The following is a 14,354-nucleotide window of genomic DNA, read 5'->3' as shown; positions in this document are numbered from 1 at the left end:
TTGGTATCGTTCTTCTCGGCTGAGGTGCTTGTACATTGGGCAATTTCGATTTGGCGGTTAAAGCGGCCATGATGCTCTCGCATCCTCAGCCACCTATAACCAGTTCATCTTTGTTGCACTTCGTCCTTGAATCCGCCCTTATTTAAAAGCTCAGTTTTCGAAGATATGTGAAATAAATGGGGTCGTCAGACCTTGTTTCAAGTGTGGTTTTGCAAATATTTGCCACACAGAAACACGCCCCTTGAAAAAGCAACGGGGCCCCAAGGGGCCCCTGCGAGGTCGCACATGGCAGGGCGACCGGCTGGTTTTACTCGACAGCGAGCAATTCCACGTCAAATTTGAGGGTGGCGTTGGCAGGAATCACACCGCCAGCGCCACGGGCACCGTAGCCCAGTTCAGGAGGGATGATCAAGGTGCGTTGGCCACCAATCTTCATGCCTTGCACGCCTTCGTCCCAGCCTTTGATGACCATGCCGCCGCCCAAACCGAACTCAAACGGGTCGTTGCGGTCGCGGCTGGAGTCAAATTTGGCACCTTGCTCGCCGTCTTTGTACAGCCAGCCGGTGTAGTGCACGCTCACGTATTGGCCAGCAGCGGCTGTTGCGCCGTCGCCTTCTACGGTGTCGATGTATTGCAGGCCGGAAGGGGTGGTGATCATGGAGAAGTCCTTGAGGGTCAGAAATCGAAGCTGTAGAGTGTAACGAGCCCCGCTGGCTCAGCTTTGCAGGTAAATCTTTTGCAGCAGCCGAGTGAGGGTTTTACGCTCTGCGGCTGTCAAGGCCGTGGCGGTGCTGAGATCTGACGCGTTGGCTGTGACTTCGGCCTCCCGCATCAACGCGTTTCCGGTTTCCGTTAAAAACAAACCCACGGCGCGTCCGTCGGTGGGGTGTGGTTTGCGTTCAATCAGGTGTCGTTTTTCAAAGTTTTTGAGAAACCCCACCAAGTTGGGCGGCAAGATGTTGAGCGCGCTGCACAGCTGGCGCGACGTGATGCCCGGGTTGTGCCCAATCAGCGACAGCACCGAAAAATCAACAGGTCGCAGTTCGTAAACCGCCATGCGTTCCATGAAGCGGGTGATGATGGTCAGCGCGGCTCGGCGCGTGTTGTAACCCAGCAGGGTTTCGAGAAAGCGGGTGTCGATGTCGTCGTTCATGTCGCGGTGAATTGTCCGCGAATCATGGCCGCTCGCATGCCGAACTCGGGCAGCACCCACGCGCGCAATGCGGTGGCGGGGGCTTGCCAGCGGTGGGCCTCTGTGGCGTGTGCCGCTGTGGCTTGGTCAATTTGGACCCAACTCCATGCCAGCAAGGCCAAAGTGGCCAGTCGCAGGTAGTCGCCCGCGATCCAACTCAACGCGATAGCGCCCTCGGCTTGGCCGTTCACGGCCACCGCCTCGGCGGTGATGGCGCGCAATTGGGCAAACAAGTCCAGCACATGGGCTTCGTGGGGGCGGGCCGCTGACAGTGGTTGGGCCAACTCATCGAGCAGCGCGTTCAGTGCGCTGCCCCCGTCGCTCAACACCTTGCGCATCAGCAAGTCGATGGCTTGAATTTCGTTGGTGCCTTCGTAAATCATGGCAATGCGGGCATCGCGCACGTTTTGCTCAATGCCCCATTCGCTGACGTAGCCGTGGCCGCCAAACACTTGCAAGCAGTCGCTCGCGCCATGAAAGCCTTGCTCGGTGCAGGCCGATTTCAAAATGGGGGTGATCAAGGCGCACCAGCGCTGGGCCGATTCGCGCTGCGCTGCGTCAGGGTGGTGTTTGGCTTGGTCCAGCGCCAAGCCCGTTTTGTAGGCCAGCACGCGTGAGCCGTCGATCCACGCGCGTTGCGTGTCCAAGATACGGCGCATGGCGGGGTGTTCAATGATCAAGTCGGCGGCTGCGGTGCCTTTGACGCCTGCTGGTTTGGGCGCGCGCATTTGGCGGCGCTCGTGGGCGTAAGCGTCGGCCTTTTGCCAAGCGGCGTCGAGCAAACCCACGCCTTGGAGCGCCACGTGCAAGCGTGCCGCGTTCATCATCACAAACATGGCGTTGAGGCCTCGGCCGACTTCGCCGATTAGCCAGCCTTGGGCTTCGTCAAAACGCATCACGCACGTGGGGCTGCCGTGGATACCCATCTTTTCTTCGATGCGTTCGCAATGCACGGCACTGCGCGCGCCATCGGCGTAGAACTTGGGTACCAAAAACAGCGACAAGCCTTTGGGGCCTGCGGGTGCGTCGGGCAAGCGGGCCAACACCAAGTGCACGATGTTGTCGGTCAAATCGTGTTCGCCGCCAGAGATAAAAATTTTGGTGCCGCGGATGGCAAAGCTGCCGTCTGCTTGTGGCGTTGCGCGGGTGGCGGCTAAGCCTAAATCGCTGCCCGCATGGGGTTCGGTCAAACACATGGTGGCTAGCCATTCGCCAGTGCCCACCTTGGTCAAATACTGCGCTTTGAGTTCGGCGCTGGCGTGGTGCTTGATGCACTCATAGGCGCCGTGCAGCAAGCCCGGGGCCATGGTCCAGCCATGGTTGGCGGCAGACAACCATTCGTACAGCACGCTTTCCAGCACGGCGGGCAGGGCTTGGCCGCCGTCATCGGTCGCGGTGGTCAGCGCAGCCCAACCTGACTCCCAAAAGGCTTGGTACGCCGCTTTGAAACCGGGTGGCATGGTGACCACCCCGTCTTTGATGTGGGCGCCGACTTCGTCGCCGACGCGGTTGAGGGGGGCGATTTGCTCGCCCACAAATTTGCCAGCTTCTTCCAACACTTGGTTCATGAGGTCGGCGTCGACCTCGGCGAATGCTGGCATCTCTGCGATGCGTTGCGGCACATGAAGCACCTTTTCCAAAATGAATTGGATATCTTCAAGACGGGGTTGGTAATTCATGTGCTCAGCTCCGCAGGGTCAATCAGGATTCAGCCGTGAAGCCGATGCGTTTGACGATGGGGCCCCACGCGTCGTATTGCTTCTTCATGTCGCGCGCCATATCTTCTGGCGAGCCGCCCACAGGCACCATGCCGGACAAGGCCAAGCTGTCGATCACCACTTTGTCTTTGATGGCCACGTTGATGGCGGCGTTGGCGGCGGCGATCACGTTGGCGGGCGTCTTGGCGGGGGCGTAGAAACCGAACCACTCTTCCACGATCAAGTCTGGGAAGCCCTGCTCAGCGAAGGTCGCGACGTCAGGCACAAACGGTGAACGCGTGCGGCCCGATGTGGCGATGATGCGCAGCTTGCCCGCTTTGTGGTTGGCAATGAAGTCGCCGTGTGGCGTGATCATGGACGCCAATTGACCACCAATCACGTCGGCAATGCCGGGCACCGAACCACGGTAAGGGATGTGCTTGAGGTCGACGTTGTTGTTCAAGCCGAGCAAAGCGCCCAAGAAGTGAGGGGTCGAGCCCGCGGCGGGCGAGCCATAGCTGGCGTCGTTGGGGTTGGCCTTGGCCCACGCCAAGAAATCTTTCACGTTTTTCACGCTGGCGGGAACCATGGGGCCCACAGCCAAACCGTGCGACAACATGGAGCCCATGCCCACGGGCACGAGGTCTTTGAAGGGGTCGTAGCTCAGCTTGCTGTAGATGTGGGGGTAAATCGCCATCATGGAGTAAGGCGTCAACAACAATGTGGAGCCATCAGCGGGCGCGGCTTTCACCACTTCAACGGCGATGCGGCCAGCGGCGCCGGTTTTGTTTTCCACCACGGCACCGTTCTTGGTGTAGCTGCTGTTGCCCAGCTTGTCACCGATGCGGCGGCTGGTCACGTCGGCGCTGCCGCCAGCTGGAAAACCGTTGATGATTTTGACCAACTCAAGGGGCAAAGCACCGCTTTGTGCAAAGGCACTGAAAGGGGCGAGGGCACCCAAGGCCACGGGGGCGAGGGCGGTTTGAATAAATTGACGGCGATTGCTCATGGTTTGTCTCCTAGTGAAAAGTGTGAAATGAAACGGTTTAAAAATCAGTGGCAGGCAAAGTTCGAGGCATCTTCAAGAGAGCCTGAGCCGATGTAGCGTGCGGTGGTGGGGTAAGCGCACAAAGGACGTGAGCGGTTGGCGGCCCATGCTTTGGGCAGCTCAGCATTGCCAGCCGCTTCATGGCGGACACGGGCCGTTGGGGCTTGCGGGGCAATGCCTTGTTCCACCCAGTTGACCAAAGGGGTCAGCAAATCGAATTGGTCGGTGGCTGCGCCGCCGCTGCAATGGAGCATGCCGGGCACAGGGAAGTAGCGTGCAAAGTCTGCGGCTTTGCCGTCTTGTGCTTGGTTCACACGCAACCACCATTGGCGCGAGTCGTCGGCCGAGAAAATCGGGTCGCTCACGCCGTGGTAGACCATCATCTTCCCGCCGCGCTCACGCAGTGGCGTGAGGTTGGTGGGGTCGTTGTGGCCGGGGGGCGTCATCACACTCATGCCCGATTCGGTGTATGTGGCGTTGGTGGCGGCAAACAGCGCGGGGCGAGCGTTGATGTCGATTTTCAACGGGTCTACGCGGTCCGGTGGGCTGCTGAAGACCGAGCCCACGGCCAGTGGATCAAGGGCCAAAGCGTTGACAAATTTCCACATCGCCCAATTGCCACCCGACACGCCGGTGTCGTAGGGGAAGCTGGCGTAAATGGGCTGACCGTCAGCGGTCTTGCCACCCGCAAACACACGGGCCACCACTTGTTTTTGCTCGGCGGTCAAGCAGCTGCCATCGCGTGTGGCGGTGCAGGTTTTGACGTCACGTTGCAAATCAAAGCGGCTTTGGCAGGCTTGTGTGTTTTGCACCAAACCGTCTTGCGCACCATCGAGTGCATCGCACACGTCCAAGATGCGTCGGCCCACCATTTGACGTTCGGGCGCCGTGAAGGCGCTTTCCAAATCGAGCAAGCTGGCATTCGGATTCATGGGGTGCTTGACGGTGGCACCTGCGGTGGCCAGTGTCTGCCATTGCTGCGCGCCCCAGAGTTGGGCCAAGGCTGCATTGGGCAAGCGGTAGCCAGGGGCGCCCGCCAAGTAGCCGTCATATTGATCGCCCAAACGTGCCGCTGCCACCAAGGTGTGGCGTCCGCCGTTGGAGCAACCGCCGATGTAAGAGCGGTCGGGGGCCTTGCCGTACGCGGTTTGAATCAGCGCTTTGGCCATGGGCGTGAGGCTGGCGACGGCTTGGTAGCCGTAGTCGAGTCGTGCTTGGGGCTCCATGCCGAAGAAGGGCGTTTGTGGCACGGTGTGACCGGCGTCAGAGCTGATGACCGCAAAGCCTTGCATCAGCGCGCCCGTGATCGGGCCGCCACCGAGTGCGCCCAAGGCCGGTTGCACAGAGCCGTCGAGCCCGCCGTTGCCTTGGTAATAAAAACGGCCATTCCAGTTTTGTGGCAGCCGCATTTCAAAGCCAATCGCGTAGTCACGCCCATCACTGCCTTTGCGTTTGTTCATCTGTCCCGTCACACGGCAGTGTTCGGGCAGGGGTTGGTCGCCTTGTTTCATGGCACCGCTTGCGACCCGTGCACTGCTGTCGATTTGGGTGCGTGCAAAGTTGAACTGCTGGGGCAAGGCATCGCAGTTTTGCAGGCTGGCACCCACGGCAGGTGTGAGTTGTTGCATGGGGCTGGCGGCTTGCCAAGGCAGACCGCTACAGCCCGCGATCAGCGTCGCGCTCAAAGTGCAGGCCAAGGCCATGGGGCTGACGTGAGGGGTGGAGATCGAGGTCATGTGTCGTGGTGTGCTGTTAACGAGGCGCCATGCGCAAGGCGCCGTCCAAGCGAATGACTTCGCCGTTCAGGTGGTTGTTGGTGACGATGTGGCAGGCCAGCTCGGCAAATTCTTCGGGCTTGCCCAAGCGCGATGGGAACGGAATGGACGCGGCCAACGACTGCTGCACGGGCTCGGGCAGGGTGCGCATCAACGGCGTGGCAAACAAGCCGGGGGCGACGGTGCACACGCGAATGCCGTGTTGCGCCAAATCGCGGGCCATCGGCAGTGTCATGCTGACCAAGCCGCCTTTGGAGGCGCTGTAGGCCTGTTGGCCCACTTGGCCATCAAAGGCCGCGACAGACGCGGTGAACATCATCACGCCGCGTGCGCCGTCTTCACCGGGGGCGAGTTTGGCGCATTCGGCGGCAAACAAACGGCTGATGTTGTAGGCCCCAATCAGGTTCACGTTGACCACGCGGGCGAAGTCTTCCAAAGGTGCGGCGTTGCCGTCTTTGCCGACCACACGCTTGGCGGTGCCGATGCCTGCAATGTTCATCAAAATGCGGGCTGGGCCCAAGGCCGCTTGAGCGGCGTTCAGGGCGGCTTGCACGCTGTCCGTGTTGGTGATCTCGCACGCGCAGGCGATCGCTGTGCCTGCACCGTGTTGCGCGTTGAGGCTGTCGGCCACGGTTTGGGCCAACGCGGCATTCACGTCGAGCACAGCCACTTTGGCACCTAAGCGTGCCAGTTCGCGCGCGGTGGCTTCACCTAGACCGGAGGCAGCGCCCGTGACGAGGGCGGTTTGTCCTTGAATTTGCATAGCGAGTTCCTGAGGTGTTGAATTTAGTGAGGCATCAAGGTGTGCGGGGCTTGGCCGTCGTGCAGGGCTTGCACCAGCGCATCGCGGTGTTTGAGCACGGCGCGTTGGTTGATGGAGCCTTTGTCGGTGACTTCGCCTTTGTCGATGGACGGTGGCTCACTCAAGAGCACCGCGCGGGCAATGCGGTTGGCGCTGCCCGTGGCGGTTTGGGCCAATTGGTTGAGCACCGTTTGGAAATGCGACACCACTTGGGCGCTGGCCAACACCTCGGCCATGGAGGCTTCGGGGCCCAAGCCGCTCAGGCCACGCACGGCCGCAGTGGGGAAGATCAAGGCGCCGACTTCTTTGCGGTTCAAGCCCGTGATGACCACGTCTTGGATATAGGGCGCGCCTGCCGCGATGATCTTGCCGCGCAAGGGACCCACGCTGACAAAGGTGCCGGTGGCGAGTTTGAAGTCTTCGGCAATGCGGCCGTCAAACTTCAGGCCTTGGTGGACATCGGTTTCGTCGATCCATTTCACCGCGTCGCCCGTGCAGAAGAAGCCTTCTTCGTCAAACGCTTCTTGGGTTTCTTCGGGCGCGCGCCAGTAGCCGGGGGTGATGTTGGGGCCTTTGTAGCGCACCTCCACCTTGTCGCCGTTGGGCACGAGTTTGAGTTCCATACCGGGGGTGGGCACGCCCAAGTCGCCCGCTTTCACGTTGGGGCTGGTGACAAAGATGGCAAAGGGGCCCGATTCGGTCATGCCCAGGCCTGTGCTCATCACGATGCGCTCGCCCACTTCGCGTTCTTGGCTCTCGAACAGGCTGTCCCAAATCGGTTGCGCCAGAGCGGCACCGGCGTAGAAGAACATGCGCACGCGTTTGAGCAGGGTGGCGCGCAGGGCGTCATCGGTCTTCATGGCGTGGGCAATGGCTTCAAAGCCCGTGGGCACGTTGAAGTACACGGTGGGCGAGATTTCGCGCAAATTGCGCAGCGTCTCGGCCATCAAAGCAGGCGTGGGTTTGCCGTCGTCGATGTAGAGCGTGCCACCGTTGTAGATCGTCAAACCAAAGTTGTGATTGCCACCAAAGGTGTGGTTCCAAGGCAGCCAGTCCACCAGCACGGGTGGCGCGTCGGCCAGCACGGGCATCGATTGCGCCATTTGCTGTTGGTTGGCACACCACATGCGTTGCGTGTTGATGACGGCCTTGGGCATTTTGGTGGAGCCCGAGGTGAACAAAAACTTGGCGATGGTGTCAGGGCCTGTCGCTTGCATGGCCGCATCAATGGCCGGTGTGGCTTCGGTGGCGGCCAAGTCGTCAAACATCGTCACGGCGCGGCCGTCGAGGTGGCCTTCGTGCAAGACCACTTCCACGTCTGAACCCACGGCAGTTTGGATGGCTTTGCCGTAACGCGCAGCGTCAGAGGCAAATACCAAGCCCGGTGTGAGCGTGGTCAAGATGTGGCGCAGCTTGTCGTAGTCTTGGCTGATGGTGGAGTAGGCGGGCGATGCGGGGCAGTAAGGCACGCCCGCGTAGATGCAGCCCAGCGCCAACAGCGCGTGCTCCAAACTGTTTTCAGACAGGATGACTACAGGGCGCTCGGCGTTCAACCCACGGTTGAGCAAGCCTTGACCAATGCGGCGTGCGGCTTGCAGCGCCTCGGCGTAGCTGATGTGACGCCAGTCGCCCGTGGTGCCGTCGGCTTGTTTTTGACGGCGTGCGAACAAGGTGCGGGTCGGGGCCTCTTGGCTCCAATGCACCAAACGGTCGGTCAAGCGGTGTGCATAAGGGGCGATGTCTTGGTCAGCCGCCATGTAGCGTGCGCCTTGCTCACCCTCGCGCAGGGTGACGCGGGTGACGCCGAAGGTCATGTCACGGAATTTTGGGGTACTCATGCTTGTTGCACCTTGGCTGCGCGACCCTCCAAGAAGTCGCGTACGCGTTGTTTGGCTTCAGGCGCCGATTGGGCGATGGCTGAAATCATGGATTCGGTGATGAAGCCTTGGTCCGCAGGCTGCTCGGCAATGCGGGGCAGCACGTTGATCAGCGCGTAGTTGGTCAGCGGGGCGTTGTTGCCAATGCGCTTGGCCAACTCCATGGCTTTGGCGAACGAGGTGCCTTTGGGCTCTAAGTACTGGGCCAAACCTACGCGCTCGCCGTCAGCGGCGTTGTAGACGCGGCCGGTCAACATCATGTCGGTCATGCGGGCCACGCCGATCAAACGAGGAATGCGTACCGAGCCGCCGCCGCCCACAAAAATACCGCGTGTGCCTTCTGGCAATGCGTAAAACGCGCTCTCGTCCGCCACGCGGATGTGGCAGGCGCTGGCCAACTCCAAACCACCACCCACCACTGCGCCGTGCAAGGCTGCCACCACAGGCACGGGGCCGTATTGCACGCGCTCCAAGGCGTGATGCCACGAACGTGAGTGGTGCATGCCTTGACCCGCATCGCGCTCTTGCAAGTCGCTGAGGTCAAGACCCGCGCAGAAGTGGTCGCCGTCACCGGCAATCACGGCAGCTTTGGCCGTCGCGGGCAGGTTCTCGAAGATGTGACGCAGCGAGGCGATCAATTTGTCGTTCAACGCGTTGCGCTTGGTGGGGCGGGTCAAGCGCACCACGGCAACGGTGTCTTGCATTTCAAAGTGGATGTCTGGGTTGGAGTTCATGGTGAGTGCCTGTGTGTCGCGTTCGGGTTTGTGTCAGCTTGCTTTTGTTTTGTGGTTGAATTATGGTTATGTAAGATAACTAAATAATCCGGACTTACCCTAGTCCAGACTGTTTGAGTGTTCGCCCCATTACCCACCCTCAGGAGACAAGCCCATGGATTACAAAAACCTCATTGCCATCGACATCCACACCCATGCCGAGGTGAGTTGCCGCAACCCGTTTGACAGCTACGGCGAAGAGTACGACCGCGCTGCCGACAAATACTTTGGCTCCAGCCTGCGCCCCACCATTGATGAAACCGTGGCGTATTACCGCGAAAAGAAAATCGGTTTGGTGATGTTCACCGTCGACAGCGAGTCGCAACTGGGTCGACGCCGCATCCCCAACGAAGAAATCGCCGACGCCGCCAAAAAGAACAGCGACATGATGATTGCCTTCGCCAGCATTGACCCACACAAGGGCAAGATGGGCGCGCGTGAGGCCGAGCGTTTGATCAAGGAAGACGGCATCAAGGGGTTCAAATTTCACCCCACCGTGCAGGGCTACCACCCCTACGACAAGATGGCTTGGCCCATCTACGAGGTGATCAACCACTACAAATTGCCCGCCATTTTTCACACCGGCCACAGCGGCATTGGCAGCGGCATGCGATGCGGTGGCGGCCTGCGTTTGGCCTACAGCAACCCGATGCATTTGGATGATGTGGCGATTGACTGGCCCGACATGCAAATCGTCATGGCCCACCCCAGCTTTCCTTGGCAAGACGAGGCCCTGAGCGTGGCCACGCACAAGCCCAACGTGTGGATTGATCTGTCGGGCTGGAGCCCCAAGTACTTCCCGAAACAGTTGGTGCAATACGCCAACACGCTGCTCAAAGATCGCGTGTTGTTTGGCAGCGATTACCCGCTGATCACGCCTGAGCGTTGGATGAAAGACTTTGAAGTGGCCGGTTTCCGTCCTGAGGTGATGCCTGGCATCTTGAAAGACAACGCGGTGCGCTTGTTAGGCTTGGACAAAACAGCTGTTTAAGCTCGGTAGGGCATCGCGGCAAGGCCATTACAGTTAGGCGCAATGCTCAATATTCTCACCATCACTGGCCCCATTTATCTCTCCATCGGCATGGGTTTTGCCGCTACGCAACGCGGCATGTTCAGCAAGCCCGATGGACAGGTGATGGGGCGCTTTGTGTTGAACTTTGGCCTGCCCGCCATGCTGTTCAATGCCTTGGCCAACCGCAATTTTTCAGATGTGTTGCACCCCAGGTACTTGGTGGCTTACGGCGTGGGGTCGTTGTTGACCTTTGCCTGTGGTTTGCTGTTGTGGCGTAAGTTACGCCACAAAGGCTTGACCGAAAGCGGCTTGGTCGCCATGGGCTTCAGTTCGTCCAACAGCGGCTACGTGGGTTACCCCATCTTGTTGCAAGTGTTGGGGCCTGCAGCGGGCGTGGCCTTGGCGTTGACGCTGTTGATCGAAAACTTGCTGGTGATCCCTTTGGCTCTGGCCATTGCCGAAAGTGGCGAGTCCGAGCACGCTTCGTGGCAGCACACCGTCAAAGAGAGTTTGTTGCGCATGTGCAAGTTACCCATGATGTGGGGCATCGTGCTGGGCTTTTGCTTTTCGATGTTTGACCTTGAGCTGCCCAGCGTGTTTGCCAAAACCACCAACATGTTTGCAGCTGCTTGCGCGGCCTTGGCCTTGTTTGTGAACGGCGGCACTTTGGTCGGCATGCGCATGGAAGGCTTGCTGCGCCAAGTGCGTTGGATTGCCTTGGGTAAGTTGGTGCTGCACCCCTTGATGGTCGGTTTGATGCTGTGGGTGGTAGGGCCGATGGAGTCTTCTTTGCAAGTGTCAGCCATCTTGCTGGCAGGTATGCCCATGTTGGGCATTTATCCGCTGCTGGCGCAACGCCACGGGTTAGCTGGGTTTTGCGCTTCGGCTTTGTTGGTCACTACTGTGGCATCGTTTTTTACCATCAGCCTCATTTTGTGGGGCATGAGTTTTGTGCCAGGTTGGCATATTTAAGCTGTGATAGATATCCAAGAATCCGAAGTCGAAGTCACCGCAGTGCGCGCCCAAGGCGCGGGCGGGCAACACGTGAACAAGGTGTCCAGCGCCATTCACCTGCGCTTCGATATTTGGGCGTCTTCATTGCCCGACGATGTGAAAGAGCGCTTGCTGTGTTTGCGTGACAACCGCATCACCCGCGATGGGGTGGTGGTCATCAAGGCGCAAGAGCATCGCAGCCAAGACATGAACCGCATTGAGGCTTTCGCGCGTTTGCTGGAGTTGGTGCAAAGCGTGGCGCACGCACCGAAAACTCGCCGAGCGACCAAGCCCACCTATGCGTCTAAGAAGCGACGCTTAGAGGGCAAAAAGAAAGTGTCAGAGATCAAGTCCAGCCGCAGCAAGGTGCTTTGAACTCAATCCACGCTGATGCCAGCCTGCTTGATCAGTGCTTCGTAGCGTGCGAGTTGTGCGCGCAGTGCCGCACCCAACTCGTCTGGGCTGGTGCCGCGTGGGGTGAGGCCTAGGCCCATGAGTTGGTCGCGCACGGCGGTGTCACCGAGTGCTTTGCTCACTTCTTGGTGCAGTTGCTTCACGATGGATTTAGGCGTGTTGGCGGGCGTCATCAAGGCAAACCACGAATTGAACTCAAACCCACTCAAACCCGACTCGCCCACGGTGGGCACGTCGGGAAACTGGGCCAAGCGCTTGGGCGTGGTCACGGCGATCAAACGCAGCTTGCCCGCTTTCACCAACGAACTGACGGTGGCAATGCCTTGAAAAGCTGCATCGACTTCTTTGCCCGCGACACCTACCGCAGCCTGGGTCGCGCCTTTGTAGGGCACATGGGTCAGTTGTACGCCCGCTTGCGAGGCAAACAAGGCCATGGCCATGTGCTGTGGGCTGCCGTTGCCCCCCGAGCCGTAGTTGACTTTGCCTGGCGCATGGCGTGCTGCTGCGATCAAATCGCCCGCTGTTTTGAGCGGCGAGTCAGCCGGCACGACCAAGCCCCATTCGACGGTGGCGATCAAGGAGATGGGCTCAAAGTCGCGCAGAATGTCCCAAGGCATCTTGCTCTGCAGATTGGGCAGCATGGTCATGATGCTGTCGTTGAAACCGCCCAACGTGTAGCCATCGGGCATTGACTTGGCCACGCGGTCGGCCCCAATCAAGCCAGACGCACCCGCTTGGTTTTCGATGGCGATGCCTTGGCCCATGCTGAGGGCCATTTTTTGCATCACGATGCGTGCGGCGTTGTCGACGGCGCTGCCAGCGGCCAAGGGCACGATGAGCTTGATGGGCTTGTTGGGGTAGGCCTGTTGCGCCCAAGCAGGGGCATTGCTCAAGCTGACCAGCGTGGCCAAACCCACCACGCCGTGTTGTAAGGCTTGTCGTCTTTGCATGGCTGAAACTCCTGCGTGATTACCGCGTTATAAAAATTAAGTGGGTGTGTCGCTCAAGCGAGGCACCCGCAAGTTGTCGGCCACTTGGTTGAGTTGTTGCGTCAGGGCGGGGGCGATGGGAATGCCATGCGCCGTGTAGTCTTGGCGTTTGGCGTCGCTTTGCTCACCGGGCAGCCAAATGCGGTCTACGCCGGGCATGCGGTCGCTGGCTCGCAGCTCGCGCACCAAGGTGTCGACACGCGCTTTGAATTCGCCGATATCGCCAAAGGCTGAGGGGTCGATGACGGCGATGGCTTGGCCGGTATTGGTCACGCTGGTGTCGTCTTTGTTGAAATCGATCACGGCTTTGCCCATGGCCGCGCCATTGAGCGTGCCCGCTAGCAAACCCACGATCAGCGACAAGCCATAGCCCTTGTAGCCACCGATGGGCATCAAGAAGCCTTCTTCGCTGCGCTTGGGGTCGAGCAGGGGTTGGCCTTGTCGGTCGATCATCCAGCCCTCGGGCATCATTTCGCCGCGTTGGGCTTTGGCTTTGACCTTGCCGTAAGCGGCCACGGTGGTGGCCATGTCGAGCACGATGGGCGTTTCGTCTTGGGTTGGAATGGCCACTGCAATCGGGTTGGTGGACAGCAGCATGTCCAGCCCACCCCAAGGCGGCAAGTGGTTGGCGTTGCCAACGGCAAAGTACAGGCCAATCATGTCGTGGGCCAAGGGCATGCGTGCGTACAAAGAGGCCGGTCCTGCGTGGTTGCTGAATTGGCTGCCGACCCATGCGATGCCGCAGCGTCTTGCCTTTTCGATGGCCAAGTCAGCGGCGCGTTGCATCACCAAATGTCCCATGCCGTTGTCGCCGTCGAGCAAGGCGGTGGCGAGGCGTTCTTCTTTGACGCGAATGGTGGGCGTGGTGTTCACACCGCCCGCCAAGATGCGGCGTGCGTATTGCGGGATGCGAATCACACCGTGGCCATCCGAGCCCTGCAGATCGGCTTGCGCCATCAGACGTGCGACGGTGGCGGCGTCGTCCGGCGGTAGGCCCAACGCCAGCATGGTCTGGCGGATGAAGTGGTTGAGTTGGTCGAAGGTGACGCGGGTGTCAGACATGGTGCATGCGTTTCATGAGGGCCAAGACGGCGCAATCGGGACTGGACAGCACAGGTGCTGTGCTGTGTTGCTGGGCGAGGGGTTGGGCTGCCGCCATCGAGAACTGAGCCAGCATCACCACATCACAGGGCGGTAGCTGGGGCAAGGCTGCTGCAATTTTTTGGTGATGCATCGGCGCGCGGCCTTCTGCCAAATCTTGCATGGCCTCGGGCACAAAGCCGGTGGCCAGCTCAATCGCGATGCCGCGTGACTGAGCCAATGTATTTAGCTCTTGTGACATCGCATCGATGGAGGCGGCGAAGGTGGCCAGCAAGCCAATGCGCAGCACACGGCCCGCACGCGCCATGGCCAGCGCATCTTCAAACATGGCTTCGTTGGGCTTGAGGGTGGGTAAGCCAGTTGCTCGGGCGGCCTCTTCAATGGCGGGGCCAAAGGCGGAGCACGTGAACAAAATACCTTGAGCGCCTGCACGTTGTGTGTAGTGGGCCAAATCCACAAAGCGCTGCACCATGGCCTCTGTGAGTTCACCAGCGCTGGCGCGGTCACGCGATAAGGTGTCGTCGAGCAGATGTTGGCAGTCGGCGCTGGGCCAATGTCTGGCAAAGGCTTCGGTGATGGGTGTCATGGCCAAGGCCGTGGCGTGAATGAGGGCGATGCGCGGTGGTGTCATGTTGCGATGCACTGTAAACGCCTGCAGCATGGCGTCGCCCTGAGGTTTGT

General features: G+C 59.9%; 14 protein-coding genes. 3 read left to right on the top strand and 11 right to left on the bottom strand.

Going from position 1 to position 14,354, the window contains the following annotated elements; all coding sequences use genetic code 11:
- Window positions 1–307: 307 nt before the first annotated feature.
- Genes RMS95_RS00910 through RMS95_RS00875 form a run of 8 tightly spaced genes read right to left on the bottom strand, consistent with a single transcriptional unit; the run spans window position 308 to window position 9,125 of the window.
- On the bottom strand, window positions 308–658 hold the full coding sequence (locus RMS95_RS00910; RefSeq protein ID WP_104798359.1) for an FKBP-type peptidyl-prolyl cis-trans isomerase: 351 nt from the start codon (window positions 656–658) through the stop codon (window positions 308–310).
- A gap of 57 nt (window positions 659–715) precedes the next feature.
- Window positions 716–1,153, bottom strand: a complete 438-nt coding sequence (locus RMS95_RS00905) for a MarR family winged helix-turn-helix transcriptional regulator (protein WP_310642805.1) — start codon at window positions 1,151–1,153, stop codon at window positions 716–718.
- The gene (locus RMS95_RS00900) at window positions 1,150–2,871 is read right to left on the bottom strand and encodes an acyl-CoA dehydrogenase family protein (RefSeq protein WP_310642804.1); all 1,722 of its coding nucleotides are present in this window, start codon (window positions 2,869–2,871) and stop codon (window positions 1,150–1,152) included. The genes RMS95_RS00905 and RMS95_RS00900 overlap by 4 nt, the downstream gene beginning before the upstream one ends.
- Before the next feature lie 22 nt (window positions 2,872–2,893).
- A complete protein-coding gene (locus RMS95_RS00895; RefSeq protein WP_310642803.1) occupies window positions 2,894–3,898 on the bottom strand; it encodes a Bug family tripartite tricarboxylate transporter substrate binding protein in 1,005 nt (334 codons plus the stop codon).
- A gap of 44 nt (window positions 3,899–3,942) precedes the next feature.
- On the bottom strand, window positions 3,943–5,673 hold the full coding sequence (locus RMS95_RS00890; protein ID WP_310642802.1) for a tannase/feruloyl esterase family alpha/beta hydrolase: 1,731 nt from the start codon (window positions 5,671–5,673) through the stop codon (window positions 3,943–3,945).
- Between the two features lie 16 nt (window positions 5,674–5,689).
- Window positions 5,690–6,475: an SDR family NAD(P)-dependent oxidoreductase gene (locus RMS95_RS00885; protein ID WP_310642801.1), complete on the bottom strand. Its 786-nt coding sequence runs from the start codon at window positions 6,473–6,475 to the stop codon at window positions 5,690–5,692.
- A 23-nt stretch (window positions 6,476–6,498) separates the two neighbouring features.
- On the bottom strand, window positions 6,499–8,352 hold the full coding sequence (locus tag RMS95_RS00880; RefSeq protein WP_310642800.1) for a feruloyl-CoA synthase: 1,854 nt from the start codon (window positions 8,350–8,352) through the stop codon (window positions 6,499–6,501).
- Complete coding sequence (locus RMS95_RS00875; protein ID WP_310642799.1) at window positions 8,349–9,125, bottom strand: crotonase/enoyl-CoA hydratase family protein; 777 nt, start codon at window positions 9,123–9,125, stop codon at window positions 8,349–8,351. The genes RMS95_RS00880 and RMS95_RS00875 overlap by 4 nt, the downstream gene beginning before the upstream one ends.
- A gap of 154 nt (window positions 9,126–9,279) precedes the next feature.
- Here RMS95_RS00875 and RMS95_RS00870 point away from each other — a divergent pair, with 154 nt between their 5' ends.
- From RMS95_RS00870 to arfB, 3 genes are read left to right on the top strand one after another with little or no spacing between them, the layout of a single operon-like run.
- A complete protein-coding gene (locus RMS95_RS00870) occupies window positions 9,280–10,155 on the top strand; it encodes an amidohydrolase family protein (protein ID WP_310642798.1) in 876 nt (291 codons plus the stop codon).
- Window positions 10,156–10,197: 42 nt separating this feature from the next.
- On the top strand, window positions 10,198–11,148 hold the full coding sequence (locus RMS95_RS00865; RefSeq protein ID WP_310642797.1) for an AEC family transporter: 951 nt from the start codon (window positions 10,198–10,200) through the stop codon (window positions 11,146–11,148).
- A gap of 3 nt (window positions 11,149–11,151) precedes the next feature.
- The gene (gene arfB, locus RMS95_RS00860) at window positions 11,152–11,544 is read left to right on the top strand and encodes an alternative ribosome rescue aminoacyl-tRNA hydrolase ArfB (protein WP_310642796.1); all 393 of its coding nucleotides are present in this window, start codon (window positions 11,152–11,154) and stop codon (window positions 11,542–11,544) included.
- A 2-nt stretch (window positions 11,545–11,546) separates the two neighbouring features.
- On the opposite strand, the gene RMS95_RS00855 is transcribed toward arfB, so the two are convergent.
- The 3 genes from RMS95_RS00855 to RMS95_RS00845 are packed head-to-tail and all read right to left on the bottom strand — an operon-like array spanning window position 11,547 to window position 14,304.
- Window positions 11,547–12,533 (bottom strand): tripartite tricarboxylate transporter substrate binding protein, encoded by a 987-nt coding sequence (locus RMS95_RS00855; RefSeq protein WP_310642795.1) that lies wholly within the window; start codon window positions 12,531–12,533, stop codon window positions 11,547–11,549.
- A 36-nt stretch (window positions 12,534–12,569) separates the two neighbouring features.
- The gene (locus RMS95_RS00850; RefSeq protein ID WP_310642794.1) at window positions 12,570–13,634 is read right to left on the bottom strand and encodes an Ldh family oxidoreductase; all 1,065 of its coding nucleotides are present in this window, start codon (window positions 13,632–13,634) and stop codon (window positions 12,570–12,572) included.
- A complete protein-coding gene (locus RMS95_RS00845) occupies window positions 13,627–14,304 on the bottom strand; it encodes an aspartate/glutamate racemase family protein (RefSeq protein WP_310642793.1) in 678 nt (225 codons plus the stop codon). Before RMS95_RS00845 ends, RMS95_RS00850 begins: the two co-directional genes overlap by 8 nt.
- Between the last annotated feature and the right edge of the window lie 50 nt (window positions 14,305–14,354).

It is taken from the genome of Limnohabitans sp. (assembly GCF_031539175.1).
Classification (GTDB): domain Bacteria; phylum Pseudomonadota; class Gammaproteobacteria; order Burkholderiales; family Burkholderiaceae_C; genus Limnohabitans.
This window is presented reverse-complemented; position numbering and strand designations above follow the sequence as displayed.

What these genes read in the sequence shown, in the direction of transcription:
- RMS95_RS00890 (WP_310642802.1), bottom strand. Translation starts at nt 5,673, where the DNA reads ATGACCTCGATCTCCACCCCTCACGTCAGCCCCATGGCCTTGGCCTGC.
- RMS95_RS00895 (WP_310642803.1), bottom strand. Translation starts at nt 3,898, where the DNA reads ATGAGCAATCGCCGTCAATTTATTCAAACCGCCCTCGCCCCCGTGGCC.
- RMS95_RS00880 (WP_310642800.1), bottom strand. Translation starts at nt 8,352, where the DNA reads ATGAGTACCCCAAAATTCCGTGACATGACCTTCGGCGTCACCCGCGTC.
- RMS95_RS00875 (WP_310642799.1), bottom strand. Translation starts at nt 9,125, where the DNA reads ATGAACTCCAACCCAGACATCCACTTTGAAATGCAAGACACCGTTGCC.
- RMS95_RS00910 (WP_104798359.1), bottom strand. Translation starts at nt 658, where the DNA reads ATGATCACCACCCCTTCCGGCCTGCAATACATCGACACCGTAGAAGGC.
- RMS95_RS00850 (WP_310642794.1), bottom strand. Translation starts at nt 13,634, where the DNA reads ATGTCTGACACCCGCGTCACCTTCGACCAACTCAACCACTTCATCCGC.
- RMS95_RS00855 (WP_310642795.1), bottom strand. Translation starts at nt 12,533, where the DNA reads ATGCAAAGACGACAAGCCTTACAACACGGCGTGGTGGGTTTGGCCACG.
- RMS95_RS00870 (WP_310642798.1), top strand. Translation starts at nt 9,280, where the DNA reads ATGGATTACAAAAACCTCATTGCCATCGACATCCACACCCATGCCGAG.
- RMS95_RS00845 (WP_310642793.1), bottom strand. Translation starts at nt 14,304, where the DNA reads ATGACACCACCGCGCATCGCCCTCATTCACGCCACGGCCTTGGCCATG.
- RMS95_RS00865 (WP_310642797.1), top strand. Translation starts at nt 10,198, where the DNA reads ATGCTCAATATTCTCACCATCACTGGCCCCATTTATCTCTCCATCGGC.
- RMS95_RS00885 (WP_310642801.1), bottom strand. Translation starts at nt 6,475, where the DNA reads ATGCAAATTCAAGGACAAACCGCCCTCGTCACGGGCGCTGCCTCCGGT.
- RMS95_RS00900 (WP_310642804.1), bottom strand. Translation starts at nt 2,871, where the DNA reads ATGAATTACCAACCCCGTCTTGAAGATATCCAATTCATTTTGGAAAAG.
- RMS95_RS00905 (WP_310642805.1), bottom strand. Translation starts at nt 1,153, where the DNA reads ATGAACGACGACATCGACACCCGCTTTCTCGAAACCCTGCTGGGTTAC.